Below are 15,673 nucleotides of genomic sequence, written 5' to 3' on the forward strand. Positions count from 1 at the left end.
CGCGCCGCCGGCGCATTCTTCTAGTGGCAACCGCTGCCTATCAGAACGTCCATTTCAATCGTCAGCGGCTCTCCAGCGCCCGGCGAAGCTAGCCCGCGCCAGACCTCCTCGCGCACGATGCGCTTCGTATCTTGAGGAAGCTGGACATACTCCTGGCCGCTCAATGTTGCTCCCTTGGCGATGCCGCTGAAATAGTCGTCGAAGGACGCGAACTTGATCGGCCGAGTTTCGAGCTGGACGTCAATCTTTCGAAACCCGGCGCGATGCAGCAAGTTATGCAAGCATGTCGCGTCAGGGATGGAGAAGAAGCGATTTAGCCTTTCAGCTTTCTCAGGGGCATAGCGGGCGATTACCGCGCCGATTCTGGCGAATAACGAACGCTCTGGCGTCGTCGTCACGCTAACCGCAGTCCAGCCGTTGGGGCGCAGAACCCGGCGAAATTCCGAAAGCGCTCCAAGCTGGTCCGAGAAGAACATGAGCCCAAGCTGACAGGTCACCGCGTCGAACCGACGGTCCTCATAAGGAAGTGCGTGAGCGTCAAACGTTGCGAGGGTGATTGGCTGGTCCTTCAAATTGCGTTTGGCGGATTCGAGCATGGCCGGCGAGATGTCGCCGCCAATCACGGCGCCGGAGCGGCCGACAATGATGGCAGCAGCTTGCGCTGCTGCTCCGGTGCCCGTTGCGACGTCGAGCACACGATGGCCAGGCGCAATCCGTGCTGCCTTCAGCAAGGACGGGATAAACGAGTTCGTCGCACGGGCGAACAGCTCGTCATAGCCGATCGCCGCCGTTTTGTAGAATGGCTCATCCATGGCGTCGCCCCATGCATCTGCAACTTACGTCGATCATGGGCGTCTGTCGATGATAGGGCATCTTTGCGCGCCGGCCGGTGCGCCAAATGGAACACGATGCTGGATCACGCCCGATCCCCTCCTTTGCGTTACGCGATTAAAGCACGTTTCTGTCGTCCGCTGTGCATCGTGCTGCCCCGAAATCGCCGACAGTCCGAGTCATGACCGATATATCATCACCGCAGATCGTCGTTTCGCCTCCGCGAAATGAGGAGCGTATCGGCTTCCTGCTGGTATTCCTGTCGGCGTTGATGTGGAGCTTCGGCGGCAGCATTGCGCGCTTCATCGACAACGCCGACAGCTGGACGGTGGTGTTCTGGCGCTCGGTCTGGGCCGCCGCCTTCCTGCTCTGCTTCATGGTCTGGCGCGACGGCTGGCGTGGCACGCTGAAGCTGTTTCGCGGCATGGGCCTGGCCGGCCTTGCGGTGGCGTTCTGCTTCGCCACGGCGTCGACCTCTTTCGTCGTGGCGCTTGCCTATACCACCGTCGCCAACATCCTGTTGATGCAGGCCGGCGTGCCGCTTCTGGCGGCGCTGTTTGCCTGGGCGCTGTTTCGCGAACGGGTGGCGGTGGCGACCTGGGTGGCGATCGCCGCCGTCATTGTCGGCGTCGCCATCATGGTGTCGGAATCGCTCGATGGCGCGGTGTCGCCGATCGGCGACGGGCTGGCGCTGCTCATCGCCGTCATGTTCTCGATCGCCACCGTGATCACGCGCCGCTTTGCCCATGTGCGCATGACGCCGGCGACCTGCCTCGGCACGATGCTGGCGGCCGCCTTTGCGGCATCGCAGGCGTCGGCGCTGGGCGTCTCCAGCCATGATATGGGCTTCCTCTTTGCCTTTGGCGTGATCAATCTGGGCCTCGGTCTCGCCTTCTTCGCCACCGGAGCCCGGCTTGTTCCGGCCGCCGTCGCGGCGCTGCTCGGCACGTTCGAACCGATCCTTGGCCCGATCTGGGTCTGGCTCATCCATTCCGAGGTGCCGTCGGCGCGCACCATCGTCGGCGGTGCGGTCGTGGTCACCGCGCTGCTCGTCCATATCGGGCTCGAGTTCAAGCGTCAGACGCGGCCCGCGCGAGCGGGCGTCACCGGTGTGCCGTCACCTAATTGATGCAGTGCGCGCGTCAAAGCGAGATGAGCCATTGACAACGTCGCAGCCGCGCGGGCAGGCTGCGATCACGGCAACAACAAGACAGGCGTATCTTGCCAAGTCTCCATGCCGGCCGCATCGAGGCCGGACAATATCGTCGTCTCCCTGCCCGCGCCGCAGCGAAAGCGTCGGACGGCGTCGGAACACCACCAACGCCACGCCAGGTCTTCGCTGTCGGCTCGCCGCCGAACGATAATGGCGCCGGCAATTCGCGCTTGTCGCCTGCCTGCAAGCCCAATACCTTGAAGCAAATGCCCAGCCGCGCGGACGCCGCGACGAGCTGGCGACGGAACACTCATCAAAGGAGAATAGCATGACCCGCAAAGCGCTCTGGCTTTCGGCGACTTCGGCGTTTCTGGCAGTTTTCACCTTGGGCGCGCATGCCGAGGATCGCGTCGTCAACGTCTTCAACTGGTCGGACTATATCGACAGTTCGATCATCGACGACTTCACCAAGGAAACCGGCATCAAGGTCGTCTACGACACTTTCGATTCCAACGAGATCCTGGAAACGAAACTGCTCGCCGGCGGCAGCGGCTACGATGTCGTCGTGCCCAGCGGCAATTTCCTTGCACGCCAGATCCAGGCGGGTGTGTTCCAGAAGCTCGACAAGTCGAAACTGCCGAACATTTCAAATATGTGGGACACGGTCATGGAACGGACCGCCAAATATGATCCCGGCAACGAATATTCGATCAACTACATGTGGGGTACGGTTGGCATCGGCTACAACATCAAGAAGGTGCAGGCAGCGCTCGGCACCGACAAGATCGACAGCTGGGACGTGTTCTTCAATCCCGAAAGCCTGGCCAAATTGAAGGACTGCGGCGTCTATGTGCTGGATTCGCCGGCCGACATCATACCGGCGGCACTGAAATATCTGGGCCTCGATCCAAACAGCACGTCGCCCGATGAGATTGCCAAGGCCGAAGAAACCTTGCTGAAGGTCCGGCCCTATATCCGCAAGTTCCACTCTTCCGAATACATCAACGCCCTTGCCAATGGCGACATCTGCCTGGCGGTCGGCTGGTCGGGTGACGTCTTCCAGGCCCGCAACCGCGCCGACGAAGCCAAGCAGGGCGTCGAGATCGGCTATTCCGTGCCGAAGGAAGGTGCCCAGATGTGGTTCGACCAGATGGCGATCCCGGCCGATGCGCCGCATGTCGCCGAAGCGCATGAGTTCCTGAACTACATGATGAAGCCCGAAGTGATCGCCAAATCGTCGAACTATGTGCTCTATGCCAACGGCAACAAGGCTTCGCAGCAGTTCATCGACAAGGCGATCCTGGAAGATACGGCGATCTATCCGGATGCAGCCACCTTGCAGAAGCTCTACACCGTATCGCCTTACGATCCCAAGACCCAGCGCATCATCACCCGCACCTGGACCAAGATCGTCACCGGCCAATAGCAATCTGACCAGGCCCCGGCAGCCGTTGCCGGGGCCGCTTTCTCATGGGGCAAGCAGCAGGACGGAGTGGGACATGAAATCGCTTGGCAGCATCCGCAGGGATTTTGCGCCATGGAACGATCCGAACGCCAAGCCATACATCCAGTTCGACAACGTCACCAAGAAATTCGGTGAGTTCACAGCGGTCAACAACCTGTCGCTGACCATTTTCGAACGCGAATTCTTTGCCCTGCTCGGGGCCTCAGGCTGCGGGAAATCGACACTGCTCAGGATGCTCGCCGGCTTCGAGGAGCCGACCGCTGGCCGCATCCTGCTCGATGGCCAGGATCTGCGCGGCATTCCGCCCTACCGGCGGCCGGTCAATATGATGTTCCAGTCCTACGCCTTGTTTCCGCACATGACGGTCGAGAACAACATCGCGTTCGGCCTCAAGCAGGAAGGCATGGCCAAGGCCGACATCGACAAGCGCGTCGCCGAGATGCTGAAGCTGGTCAAGCTCGAGCAGTTCGCCAAGCGCAAACCGCACCAATTGTCGGGTGGCCAGCGCCAGCGCGTCGCGCTCGCGCGCTCGGTGGCCAAGCGGCCGAAAGTCCTGCTGCTCGACGAGCCGCTTGGTGCGCTGGACAAGAAGCTGCGCGAGGAAACCCAGTTCGAGCTGATGGACCTGCAGCAGAACCTCGGCCTCACCTTCGTCGTCGTCACCCATGATCAGGAAGAGGCGATGACGATGGCCGACCGCATCGCCATCATCGACAAGGGCGAGGTGATGCAGGTGGCGACGCCGGCCGAGGTCTACGAGGCGCCGGGTTCGCGCTTCGTCGCCGGCTTCGTCGGCAACGTGAATATGTTCGACGGCAGGATCGCGGCTGGCGAGGCCGGCAGCGCAAGCATCGACGCCGGCAACGGCATCACCATCCGCACCGAAAATGCCGGCAGTGCGACCGCCGGAACATCCGTCACCTTCGCCATCAGGCCGGAGAAGATCAAGGTGTCTTCGACGAAACCGGCCGGTGCCGTCAACGCCATCGAGGGCGAGGTCTACGACATAGCCTATCTCGGCGACATGACCGTCTATCACGTCAGGCTGGATGACGGTCAGGTGGTGCGGGCGAGCACCATGAACGCGGCACGCCTCACCGAGGACCCGCTGACCTGGAACGACCGCGCCTGGGTCTCTTTCCGCCCCGACGCCGGCGTCGTCCTGACGCGGTAGGAGCTGATCATGTCCGCTGTCACCGCCGCAACAAGCTCTCCGGCAAGCGCTGCCGGCAAATCCGCCTTGGTCAGGCTGGGAGCGGCCTTCGTTAGCCGGCTCGTCATCATCGTCCCCTACCTCTGGCTGCTGTTCTTCTTTCTCGTCCCTTTCATCATCGTCTTCAAGATTTCGCTGTCGCAGACTGCGATCGCCATGCCGCCCTACACGCCGGTGCTTGATTTCCGCAGCGGCATTTCCGGGTTTATTTCAGAATTCGGCGCACTGAATTTCGACAACTATACCTGGCTGACGCAGGACGCGCTGTATTTCAATGCCTATGTGACGAGCGTCATCGTCGCCGCCATCTCGACGGTCCTGACATTGCTGGTTGGCTATCCCATAGCCTATGGCATGGCGCGCGCCCCGGCGACGATTCGCCCGACCTTGCTGATGCTGGTGATCCTGCCGTTCTGGACCTCGTTCCTGATCCGTGTCTACGCCTGGATTGGCATCCTCAAGCCCGAGGGCCTGCTCAACCAGCTGCTGCTCGCCACCGGCATCATCAGCCAGCCGCTGATCATCCTCAACACCTATACGGCGATCTTCATCGGCATCGTTTACTCCTATCTGCCGTTCATGGTGCTGCCGCTCTATTCGTCCTTGGAGAAAATGGACCATTCTCTGATCGAGGCGGCCAAGGATCTCGGCTGCCCGCCGACCAGCGCCTTCTGGAAGATCACCTTTCCGCTGTCGCTGCCCGGCGTCATCGCCGGCTGCCTCCTGGTGTTCATTCCTGCCGTCGGCGAGTTCGTCATCCCCGACCTGCTCGGCGGCTCGCAGACGCTGATGATCGGCAGGACGCTGTGGAACGAGTTCTTCGCCAACCGCGACTGGCCAGTGTCGTCCGCGGTTGCCGTCATCTTGCTGCTGCTGCTGATCGTGCCGATCATGCTCTTCCAGCGAGCCCAGGCGCGCGCCCAGGAGCAGGACCAATGAATGCGACCTGGAGCCGCTTCAACATCACTTCGATCGTGCTCGGCTTTGCCTTTCTTTACCTGCCGATCGTCCTGCTCGTTGTGTTCTCTTTCAACGAGTCGAAGCTGGTCACCGTCTGGGGCGGCTTTTCGACGAAATGGTATGTGTCGCTGTTCCACAATCGGGGTCTGATGGACGCCACCTGGGTGACGGCCCGCGTCGGCGTCATCTCGGCCACGGTGGCGACCGTGCTCGGCACGCTGGCGGCGCTCACCTTGACACGCTACACGCGCTTTCGCGGCCGGCTGCTGTTTTCGGGCATGGTGTTTGCGCCGCTGGTCATGCCGGAAGTCATCACCGGCCTGTCGCTATTGCTGCTCTTCGTCGCCGTCGGCCTCGACCGCGGCTTTCTGACGGTGACGCTTGCCCACACCACGCTTACCATGTGCTTCGTGGCGGTGGTGGTTCAGTCGCGCCTGATCACTTTCGATCGTTCGCTGGAAGAGGCCGCGATGGATCTCGGTGCGCCACCGGTGAAGACCTTCTTCCAGATCACGCTGCCGGTTATCATGCCGGCGATCGTCTCCGGCTGGATGCTGGCCTTCACGCTGTCGCTCGATGATTTGGTTATTGCCAGCTTCACCTCGGGACCCGGCGCCACGACGCTGCCGATGAAGATCTACAGCCAGGTCCGCCTTGGCGTGACGCCGGAAATCAACGCAGCGTGCACCATCCTGATCGCGGTCGTCGCAGTTGGCGTGATCATCGCTTCGCTCGCAAACAAACGCCGCGAGGTGCAGCGCCAGCGCGACGAGCAGGCGGCGCAGCGAGGTTGAAGGCTCGCTACTCTCCCGAAACGCCGCGGCTTATCGGCGAGATGAACGGCGTGCTCCACGTGCCGCCGACGAAGAACGACGACTGCTTGGGCGCCTGGCCGTTCGTCTGCGTGGCAGCTTGGCTCGGCTGGACGATGCCGCCGGACAGCGCCAGCCCGCGTCCGGCATAGGATGCGATGCCGGAAAGCCAGATCTTGTATTGCGCGGAATTCACCTCGGCCTTGTCGATGCGCGCCACGCCGTTCGAAATGCTCGCCTTGAGCTCGGCCCCGTCGATCGGCAGCGTTCCGTCCGAGACGTCGTCCAGCGCGAAGAATCCGCCCTGTTCGGTGTGCTTGAGGAACGCCGGCAGGTTAAGCCGGCTCAGCGCACCCGCGCCGAACGTCGCGGACAGCGAGCCATTGGCGTTTTCGAAAATCGAGTCCCAGGTTCTGCCAGGCCCCTTGAGGATGACCGAAACGGTTCCAGTGCCGATCGGCACCAGCCGCGTCATCCCGGCCGCGGTGCCGAAAGCGCCGCCGTCGATATCGGAAGCAAGCAGCCGGATCTCGACTTCCGTGCCGGCGGGCTTGCGGTCGAAACGGACGCTGCTCTGGACGTTGCCGCCAAAGGCGGATGCATCCGAGATGTCGAAGGCGGCAAGGCCGTTCTTGACCTGGGCAGTGGCAGCGACGTCGGCAAGCTGGATGGCGCCGGCGGTGGCATGCGCCGCCGACAGCCTGAGATCGAGATTGATCCGGTCGGCGAAGCTTGTGTCGATTTCGCCCGGGCCGGTGCCGCCGGCGGATGGTACCGGCGTAAAGGCGGAGAGAAATGATCTGAGGTCGAGCGTATCGAAGGCAAGTGTGCCGGAGATCACCGGCAGTGCCTCACCATAGGTGAAGTCCAGCGCACCCATTCCCGGGTTGTTGTCGAGGGTCAGGGCCGTGTTTTCAAATTTGACGCGCCCGGCCGTCGCCGTGATCTTGCTTGAAACCGAGATCGAGCCGATTGCGGCACCGGGCGCGATGCCGGCCTGCGACCATTCGAGCACGCGTCGGAGCGAAGGTGCGGCGAATTTTGCCTGGCCGTCGAAATAGCCGTTCTCCGACATGCTGGCGCGGCCGTCGAACGAAAAACTGGCCGGTGCCGCCTTGAAGGAAAATGTGGCCGGTGCTGTACCGCCACCAAACAGCACGAGCGGGCTCGGCGATGCGGCGTCGATGGCAACACTTTCGCCGCGCCATATCCCGGTCGCCGACAGCGTCGCATTGCTGTTCATCGCGGCCCAGTTCGCCTGGCCGCTCAGGCTGCTCAATATCTCCTGGTCCTTGCCGCCGATGGCAGCCACTACGCGGCCGTCCCTGAACTCGACTGTGCCGAACGGATCTGTCGGCAGCTTGCCGAGATCCGGCTTGGCGGGATTTGTGTTGACCACCGCGCGGGCAGCATCGATCGAACGCGTAATGCGCCCGCCGCTGGGAATCGCAGGCAGGAAAAACCCGCTCGCGGTACGCTGAACCCGGATCGTCGGTCGTACCAGCCGCGCCGTCGAAAACATCACATCGCCACGCAGCGCCGCCATGGCCGAGAGGTCGACCTCGACCCGTTCGGCCTCGACCACGGGCGGCGCATCCGTCTCCGTCCATTGCGACAGCGTCACGTCGCTCAGGATCGCCCGGAAATTCGGCCAGACCTCGATGCGCGGCGCGCCGTCGATGGTGACCCGGAAACCGCTCCACGCGCTCATTTCCCACGCGATACGGTCGCGTACGATGCGGGTCGAGGCGATCAACGGCAAGGCTGCGACAACCAGCGCGATGACGATGACGGCTGCGCCGATCGCCCATATACCGCGTCGGATCAAAGGTGATGGCATATCGCCCCGTATGCTTCCATTCCGACAAAATCGCCCGACGGGTGTAACCGACGGCTGACGCATTTCAAGTCTTTATGGCCCGGCGATGGCATTTGCGCACACCCTGACCGGCGCGGTCCAACAAAATCTTGCTCTGCTGCATCGCGATATGCATAAGCGATGCCAATGCATGTCGCCCAAAAGTGCGCAGCGGTTTTGGGATAAACGACATGCATAAAGACAAAAGTTTAAAGCGCGTCGCGTGAATCTCTTCAAACGTGACGTGCTTTAAGGAGGAACAATGATGGCTGACGACGCACCGCTCTGGATCCCGACGCAAGAGCAGATCGACGCAGCGCCGATGACCGCCTTCATGAACGCCGCGGCGAGCATAGCCGGCGAGGCTTTCTCCTCCTATACCGACCTGCATCGTTGGTCGATCGATCACCGCGAGACCTTCTGGAGCCTGGTCTGGGACTTTTGTGGCATCGTCGGCGACAAGGGCGAACGCGTGCTGGTCGATGGCGACAAGATGCCCGGCGCGACCTTCTTTCCTGAGGCGAAGCTGAACTTCGCCGAGAATCTCCTCAAGAAAACCGGGCTTGGTGACGCAATCGTCTTTCGCGGCGAGGACAAGGTCGAGCGGCGGCTGTCCTGGAACGAGCTGCATGCGCTGACCTCGCGGCTGCAGCAGCTTTTCCTGTCGCTCAAGGTGAAGAAGGGCGACCGCATCGCCGCGATGATGCCCAACATGCCGGAGACCGTTGCTGCGATGCTGGCGGCCGCGTCGATCGGCGCGGTCTGGTCGTCCTGCTCCCCAGATTTCGGCGAGCAGGGGGTTCTCGACCGGTTCGGCCAGATCGAGCCTGTCGTGTTCATCGCGCCGGACGGCTACTGGTACAATGGCAAGGCGATCGAAGTCGCCGACAAGATCGCGGCCGTGGCGGGCAAGCTCGCCACCGTCCGCAAAGTCCTCATTGTCGACTATCTCGGCACCTCGCTCGACGTCGCCGCGACCATCGGCAAGGCGGCTGCGCTGGAAGAGGCGCTGTCACCCTTTGCCGCAGGGCCTGTCGCCTACGAAAGGCTGCCGTTTTCGCATCCGCTGTACATCCTGTTTTCATCGGGCACGACCGGCATTCCCAAATGCATTGTCCATTCGGCCGGCGGAACGCTGATCCAGCACGTCAAGGAAGAACGGCTGCATGCCGGCCTGCTCGACGGCGACCGCTTCTTCTACTTCACCACCTGCGGCTGGATGATGTGGAACTGGCTGGTGTCGGGCCTGGCATCGGGCGCCACCTTGCTGCTCTACGACGGCTCGCCGTTCTACCCGGACGGCAATGTGCTGTTCGACTTCGCCGATGCCGAAAAGATGACCTATTTCGGCACCTCGGCCAAATTTATCGATTCCGTGCGCAAGGCCGGCCTGAAGCCGATCCGCACGCATGATCTTTCCAGCGCGCGCACCATCTCATCGACCGGCTCGCCGCTATCGCCGGAAGATTTCCGCTTCGTCTACGAAGGCATCAAGAAGGACGTGCATCTGGCTTCGATTTCCGGCGGCACCGATATCGTCTCCTGCTTCGTGCTCGGCGTGCCGATCGAACCGGTATGGACCGGCGAGATCCAAGGGCCCGGGCTCGGCCTTGCCGTCGATGTCTGGGACGATGACGGCCGCCCGCTCCGCCAGGAGAAGGGCGAGCTCGTCTGCACCAAGGCGTTTCCGGCAATGCCGATCGGCTTCTGGAACGACCCTGACGGCAGGAAATACAAAGCCGCCTATTTCGAACGTTTCGACGATGTCTGGTGCCACGGCGATTTCGCCGAATGGACCGTCCATGGCGGCCTGATCATCCATGGCCGTTCCGACGCCACGCTCAATCCGGGCGGTGTCAGGATCGGCACGGCGGAGATCTACAATCAGGTCGAGCAGATGCCGGAAATCCTCGAAGCGCTGTGCATCGGCCAGGATTTCGACAATGACGTGCGCGTCGTACTGTTCGTGCGGCTGGCGGCCGGCGTTGAGCTCGATGCCGAGCTGGAAAAACGCATCCGCGCGAAAATCCGCACCGGGGCGAGCCCGCGCCACGTGCCGGCCAAGATCGTCGCCGTCAGCGATATTCCGCGAACCAAATCGGGCAAGATCACCGAGCTCGCGGTACGCGACATGGTGCACGGCCGCGCCATCAAGAACAAGGAAGCGCTCGCCAATCCCGAAGCGCTCGAGCTGTTCCGCAACCTGCCGCAGCTTGCCGACTGACCCCGGGATCCAAGGTGGGAGCCGTTTTGAGGTCTCAGGTATCGTTAACAAATTATCTCTTCGGAATTTACCTAGATTTCATGAGTGGTACACATTGGTAAATTTTCCGGCGTGCCGGTAAGGATTTGTTAAGGCCCGGCATCAATAGTCGTGCGTAACTTGAGGGAGAAATCCCGTTCCTCTTAGCCCCGAGAGGATCTGATTCGCTCAAGCCCCGTTGTGACAGCAATCCTATCATTCAAGGCGTCCTGTTGGACGCCTTTTTTCTTTGCGCAACCATAGCTAACCGGCGAGCACGCGGGTCGAGGGAAAGGCGACTTCGACCAGGGTTCCCTCGCCGGGCGTCGAGTTGATGGTGAACCGGGCCCGGTTCGCTTCGACCATCGCCTTGGTCAGCGGCAGCCCAAGACCCGTGCCGTCGCCACGGCCGCGCTTCAGCGCATTGATCTGCTTGAACGGCTTCAGCGCCTGCTCGATCTCGGACTGGCTCATGCCGATGCCGGTATCGCGCACGCGCATGACGACATCGCCGGAGATCTCGTAAGCCGTCGACACGATCACCTGGCCGCCAGCCTGCGTGTAGCGGACGGCGTTCGACAGGATGTTGAGCGCGATCTGCCGCACGCTGCGCAGATCGGCCACCACTTCCGGCAGCCGCGAGGCGAAGCTGGAGCGGATGATGACGCGTTCCCGGTTGGCTTGCGGCTGCATCATCGCCACGGTTTCGGCCAGCGTGTCGTTAAGCGACACCGCCTCATAGGCCATCTCCTGCTGGCCGGCCTCGATTTTCGAAATGTCGAGCAGGTCGTTGACCAGATCGAGCACGTGGTTGCCCGAACGGTTGATGTCGCGCAGATAGTCGCGATAGCGGTCATTGGCCACCGGCCCGAATTTCTCGTCGACCATCAGCTCGGAAAAGCCGATTATGGCGTTGAGCGGCGTGCGGATCTCGTGGCTGATGCGGGCCAGAAAATCGGTCTTCTGCGACGAGGCGCGTTCGGCGACCGCGCGCGCCTGGGTCAAGTCCTCTTCGGCCCGCTTCCACTGGGTGATATCGCGCACCACCGCACAGAAGCCGCTGTCGTTGGGCAGCCTGCCGATGGTCATGAACAGCGGAATGAAACGCCCCTGCGCCTCGCGCCCGATCACCTCGCGGCCATCGTTCATCACGCTTGCGACGCCGGGCTCCGACAACCCCTCGAGATAGTCACGCGCCGCGCGCTGGCTTTCGATCGCAAACAGCGAGACGAACGGTTTGCCGGTCACCTCGTCGCTGTCGAAGCCGAACAGCGCTTCCGCCGGACGGCTAATTGAACGGATCGTTCCGTTACGGCCGATCAGCACGACGCCGTCGGTGGCGGTGTCGATGATGGTGCGCATTTCGGCAATGCGTGCCTTGAGCTCGGAAACATCCGGCTGCGTTTGGTCTTCGGCGGCGCCATGTGGAATGGCTGCTGCTTCGTCGTCGCCGGAACGGCGTACGACCAGCATCAGCGCCTTGCCGTTTCCCCAGGGCACGGAGCGTAAAATCGCATCGATCGGAAACTCCTGACCTTCGCGCGTTTTCAGCCGCAGAGCGCGGTCGCCGCCGTCGGAACTGCCGTCGTCCGCATAAGGATCGGCAAACAGCGCGCCGAGCCCGCCGGCCTCGTCCAGGGCATTGAGCGTCGCATAGCCGGTCAAGCCGAGCAATTCGTCGTTCGCGTAGTGCAGTTGATCGCCGGAATGGATAAGCACCGGCACTGGCAGCTTGCCGAGGATCGAGGTATCCGGCCCCTTGTTGTCCTCTCCGGCAAAGGCCGACGGCACGAAGCCGTCGAGTTTGAGCGGTGGTGCCTGCGGCCGCTCGACAGGCGGCACCTGGCCGGCAGCGTCGGCTGCGGCTGCGCTGTCCTCGGACCAATCCTCGCTATCCTCGGCGTCACGGAAATCTTCGGCCGTCATGCTATCGTCGTCGCCATCCCGCGGCGCTTCGGCGACGATCGTTCGACGGTTCGTGCTGGGCTCAACGCCTTCCTGCGCTTCATCGCTGGGTTCGCGATCGGCATAGTCGAGCAGCGATCCGGAAACAGGGCGTGTGACGGGTTCGCCGGCTTGCGCCTCTGCTACCGCCTCATCCGGCTGCTCGCCGTCGAGCCGGGCGAGGTCCTTCTGGTCCTCGGCATCGGCCTCGGGCGGTTCGGCGGCAGCCGCCTCGCTTTCCGGACCTGGTTCCGGCATCTCACCCTTGTCCGTCGGGCCGGCTTCTTTCAGCTTTGGCTCGTCGGCCTTGCCGGCTGCCTCGACTTTCTCAACCGGCTTCTGCTTTCCGGCGCTGGGCTGTTCTTCGGCCGGGGTGCTGTCCTTCTTGAGACGCTCGCCAATCTCGCGAAACGCGCTGCGTTCCAGCGTCGACAGGCCCTTGTCGTTGGCCGGCTGCCGGTGCTCGGCCAGCCGGATCACCTTGTCGGCAAAGCGCCGCTCGGGTTTTGGCACGATGGTCAATGCCGGCACTTCGCCCCTGAACGGATCGGCGGGTTTAGGTGTCTCGGGGAGAGGTTCGACGGCTTTCGGCCCGATGGTCGCGGCAGGTTTCTCCTCGGCGACAAGGGCCATGCCGACGGCATTCGGATCGACCACCGCATCGCCGCTCCTGGCCACGCCGAAACCGCGAAAACCTTCGAAAACGCGGCTGCGGCTGTAAACCGGGAGCGCCGCCAGATCGACGGGTATCTTCAGATCGGTGCCGGCGACCGGCCACAGCACGGAGCGGCCGGACCAGGTGTCGCGCCGTTCGAGCAGGCCGGCAATCTCGCCAGAAGCATCGAGGCCATAGGCGGCCGAAACATCCTCGAAGCGGCGGCCGATCACGTCGGCGGCAGGCTTGCCGACGAGCTCGGCAAATTCCGGCGACAGGGCGCTGAAATGGCCCTCCGCGTCGGTACGCCAGACGAAACGCATGGGCGCGGCGGTGCGATCGATCGCCGAAGCGCGGTGTTCGGCCGGCGAGGCGGCTTTGGTGGCCTTTGCGGCGCTTTCCGGCGAAGTATCCGCGCCGGCCTGCGAAGCGTCCGGGCTGGTCTCGACTTTGCCGGACGCAGCTGCCCCGGGCGGGACCTGCGCGTCGTCGCCGGCATTGAAGTACCAATGGTCATGCTGCGTCGGCGCTTCGCCAACCGTGCGGTGATCGTCGGCCGCGTCGGCAGGTTCGTGCTCGGCCGATGCCGAGGTGCCTTCCATCGCTGCAAGGTCGATCTCCGCCGCGCCGGTGCTGGCGATTGGCTGCTCGTTGTCCTGGTCCGTTGGCTGGGGAAGATCGCCACCGCTCAGTGCCGCTGCCGCCTCGGTTTCCCCGCCGGCGCGCTCGCCATCGGGGGCCTCGCCGTCAAGCCGGTCCTCGTCGATCACCACCAGCAGGTGCCGCTCTTCCGTCAGCCGGGCAAGGCCCGCGGGATAGGAGCTGGACCCACCCGGAACCAGGCGCTTGACGATGCGGTCGCTCTCGTTCGCCACATCGGCGACAAGTGCGGCCAGCGTCTCAGGCCGGATGCCGAGCGCCGAAAAGCCGTGCGATGCGGCGTCGATATTGCCCTTGGCATCGACAAAGGCGATGTAGTGGCCGTCTTCCGTAAAGCCACCGATGGCGCGGTCGGCGATCTCGGCGGCGCTTCGCGAGCCGGTCTGCGCCGCCTGCAGCGCCAGCATGATTGCTTCCTCGCCATCGGGCATGGTCACCGCGCTGGCCAGGAAACCGACGGCACGGCTGGTCAGGCCGGTCGCCAGCCGGACCGTGATGGCACGGTCGCGGCCGATCTGCGGAAAACCGCTGGTTGCCATGATCTGGCGCCGGGCGATCAGCGGCAACCCTGCCGAGGCGCCGATGATAGCGCCGATGTCCGGATAGCCGAATACCGCCGCGCCGGGCCCGTTGGCCCAGATCACCTGCTCGAGATCTGCCGACAGAATGGCGATCGCGTCGCCTGCGGCGAAGCGCAGGCGGACGGCGTCGAGCACGGCGACGTCAAGGAAGGAGTAGTTTTCAGCCGGCATGCGCTTGGCGACCCTCACAGAGCGGGCAATTTGCGGTTAACGCTTTGTTAATAAAAGCCGACGGCGCGAAGGTCCACAAGTCATAGCGTGCAACCAGCGGAATCTCTAGGCGCGTGGTTAACGCTGCGAACCAAATATTTTATGGTGCGATGCAACAAACATGTTGCAACGCACAAAATTTGCCGTTATATTGCCATGATAGATGAACGAGACGGCATTTTGTCAAAGCCGCTGCCGCTGAAAAGGATGGAAAATGTCCAGGACCAAGACCGCTGAAACGATCGAAAACGTTGAATTCCCGAGCTTCGACGCTTCGAAGGCCACCGACCAGATCCGTGCCTTCGCCGAAAAGGGCGTTGAGCAGTCGAAAGAGGCCTACGCCAAGCTGAAGACCGGCGCCGAGGAGACCCAGAAGGCTCTGGAATCGACCTACGAGACCGCCAAGTCCGTTTCCAGCGACCTGTCGCTCAAGACCATCGCCGCCCTGCGCGCCAATGCCGAAGCCGGCTTCTCGCATTTCGAAGCCCTGATCGGCGCCAAGTCGCTGTCGGAAGTCGTCGAGTTGCAGACCGCTTTCCTGCGCAAGCGCGTTGAAATGACCGTCGAGCAGGCTAAGGACTTCCAGGCGGTTGCTGCCAAGGCGGCCGAGGACGTATCCAAGCCGATCAAGACCGCCTTCGAGAAGGCCGTGAAAGAAATCAAGATCGCCTAATATTTGCGCACAGTTTGACGATGCATCAAAAGGTCGCATTTCGTCAGACAAATAGATGTGCGATATAGTGGTTTAAGTGAATACCCGGCGGGTGGAACCTCCTCCCTCTGCTCACCGGGGTGACCAGCCAGCACCTCCTCCCGCTGGCTCGTAACAGGAAAAGGCCGGCACCTCCTCCCGCCGGCCTTTTCTTTTGTCCGGCGGAAAATGACGCGATGCCGGAGCGAGCTTTTGCCTTGCCAAAAGCCTTGAATTAAACTCCGATAGCCCGTATGGACGCATCGCCGAACGACAGAGCGGATCCCGAACGTTTCATCTCGATCCCGCTCAGGCAAACGTGCCGTTGTAGCTCAGATGGTTAGAGCGCCGGATTGTGGATCCGGAGGTCGCTGGTTCGATCCCAGCCAACGGTACCA

At 62.6% G+C, this 15,673-nt stretch carries 10 protein-coding genes and 1 tRNA gene; 8 read left to right on the forward strand and 3 right to left on the reverse strand.

The genetic code is table 11. From position 1 onward, the window contains the following. Positions 1-20 precede the first annotated feature (20 nt). Positions 21-812 carry a class I SAM-dependent methyltransferase gene (locus tag NKK47_RS15800; RefSeq protein WP_352577539.1) on the reverse strand — a complete coding sequence of 264 codons (792 nt, stop codon included), beginning with the start codon at positions 810-812 and terminating at the stop codon, positions 21-23. Positions 813-1,012: 200 nt separating this feature from the next. On the opposite strand from NKK47_RS15800, the gene NKK47_RS15805 reads away from it, so the two are divergent. The 5 genes from NKK47_RS15805 to NKK47_RS15825 all read left to right on the forward strand — a co-directional run bounded on the left by NKK47_RS15805 (position 1,013) and on the right by NKK47_RS15825 (position 6,416). Next, positions 1,013-1,960: a DMT family transporter gene (locus NKK47_RS15805; RefSeq protein WP_352577540.1), complete on the forward strand. Its 948-nt coding sequence runs from the start codon at positions 1,013-1,015 to the stop codon at positions 1,958-1,960. A gap of 352 nt (positions 1,961-2,312) precedes the next feature. Then, the gene (locus tag NKK47_RS15810) at positions 2,313-3,410 is read left to right on the forward strand and encodes a polyamine ABC transporter substrate-binding protein (protein ID WP_352577541.1); all 1,098 of its coding nucleotides are present in this window, start codon (positions 2,313-2,315) and stop codon (positions 3,408-3,410) included. Positions 3,411-3,483: 73 nt separating this feature from the next. After that, positions 3,484-4,623, forward strand: coding sequence for an ABC transporter ATP-binding protein (locus NKK47_RS15815; protein WP_352577542.1), 1,140 nt, complete (start codon positions 3,484-3,486; stop codon positions 4,621-4,623). Between the two features lie 9 nt (positions 4,624-4,632). Then, the gene (locus NKK47_RS15820; protein ID WP_352577543.1) at positions 4,633-5,601 is read left to right on the forward strand and encodes an ABC transporter permease subunit; all 969 of its coding nucleotides are present in this window, start codon (positions 4,633-4,635) and stop codon (positions 5,599-5,601) included. Then, positions 5,598-6,416: an ABC transporter permease gene (locus NKK47_RS15825; protein WP_352577544.1), complete on the forward strand. Its 819-nt coding sequence runs from the start codon at positions 5,598-5,600 to the stop codon at positions 6,414-6,416. Before NKK47_RS15820 ends, NKK47_RS15825 begins: the two co-directional genes overlap by 4 nt. A gap of 7 nt (positions 6,417-6,423) precedes the next feature. Here the strand turns inward: NKK47_RS15825 and NKK47_RS15830 are convergent, their stop codons facing one another. Next, a complete protein-coding gene (locus NKK47_RS15830; protein ID WP_352577545.1) occupies positions 6,424-8,274 on the reverse strand; it encodes an AsmA family protein in 1,851 nt (616 codons plus the stop codon). Between the two features lie 283 nt (positions 8,275-8,557). On the opposite strand from NKK47_RS15830, the gene NKK47_RS15835 reads away from it, so the two are divergent. Further along, a complete protein-coding gene (locus tag NKK47_RS15835) occupies positions 8,558-10,516 on the forward strand; it encodes an acetoacetate--CoA ligase (RefSeq protein ID WP_352577568.1) in 1,959 nt (652 codons plus the stop codon). Between the two features lie 282 nt (positions 10,517-10,798). Here the strand turns inward: NKK47_RS15835 and NKK47_RS15840 are convergent, their stop codons facing one another. After that, complete coding sequence (locus NKK47_RS15840) at positions 10,799-14,545, reverse strand: PAS domain S-box protein (protein ID WP_352577546.1); 3,747 nt, start codon at positions 14,543-14,545, stop codon at positions 10,799-10,801. A 253-nt stretch (positions 14,546-14,798) separates the two neighbouring features. Here NKK47_RS15840 and NKK47_RS15845 point away from each other — a divergent pair, with 253 nt between their 5' ends. Both NKK47_RS15845 and NKK47_RS15850 read left to right on the forward strand, forming a co-directional pair. Beyond that, a complete protein-coding gene (locus NKK47_RS15845; RefSeq protein WP_254819298.1) occupies positions 14,799-15,257 on the forward strand; it encodes a phasin in 459 nt (152 codons plus the stop codon). Between the two features lie 339 nt (positions 15,258-15,596). After that, positions 15,597-15,673 (forward strand) — tRNA-His (locus NKK47_RS15850).

The organism is Mesorhizobium sp. M0019 (assembly GCF_040323975.1).
Lineage (GTDB): Bacteria > Pseudomonadota > Alphaproteobacteria > Rhizobiales > Rhizobiaceae > Mesorhizobium.

Bases quoted from the DNA above. Each gene is read 5' to 3' on its own strand.
- NKK47_RS15800 (WP_352577539.1), bottom strand. From the start codon at position 812: ATGGATGAGCCATTCTACAAAACGGCGGCGATCGGCTATGACGAGCTG.
- NKK47_RS15805 (WP_352577540.1), top strand. From the start codon at position 1,013: ATGACCGATATATCATCACCGCAGATCGTCGTTTCGCCTCCGCGAAAT.
- NKK47_RS15810 (WP_352577541.1), top strand. From the start codon at position 2,313: ATGACCCGCAAAGCGCTCTGGCTTTCGGCGACTTCGGCGTTTCTGGCA.
- NKK47_RS15815 (WP_352577542.1), top strand. From the start codon at position 3,484: ATGAAATCGCTTGGCAGCATCCGCAGGGATTTTGCGCCATGGAACGAT.
- NKK47_RS15820 (WP_352577543.1), top strand. From the start codon at position 4,633: ATGTCCGCTGTCACCGCCGCAACAAGCTCTCCGGCAAGCGCTGCCGGC.
- NKK47_RS15825 (WP_352577544.1), top strand. From the start codon at position 5,598: ATGAATGCGACCTGGAGCCGCTTCAACATCACTTCGATCGTGCTCGGC.
- NKK47_RS15830 (WP_352577545.1), bottom strand. From the start codon at position 8,274: ATGCCATCACCTTTGATCCGACGCGGTATATGGGCGATCGGCGCAGCC.
- NKK47_RS15835 (WP_352577568.1), top strand. From the start codon at position 8,558: ATGGCTGACGACGCACCGCTCTGGATCCCGACGCAAGAGCAGATCGAC.
- NKK47_RS15840 (WP_352577546.1), bottom strand. From the start codon at position 14,545: ATGCCGGCTGAAAACTACTCCTTCCTTGACGTCGCCGTGCTCGACGCC.
- NKK47_RS15845 (WP_254819298.1), top strand. From the start codon at position 14,799: ATGTCCAGGACCAAGACCGCTGAAACGATCGAAAACGTTGAATTCCCG.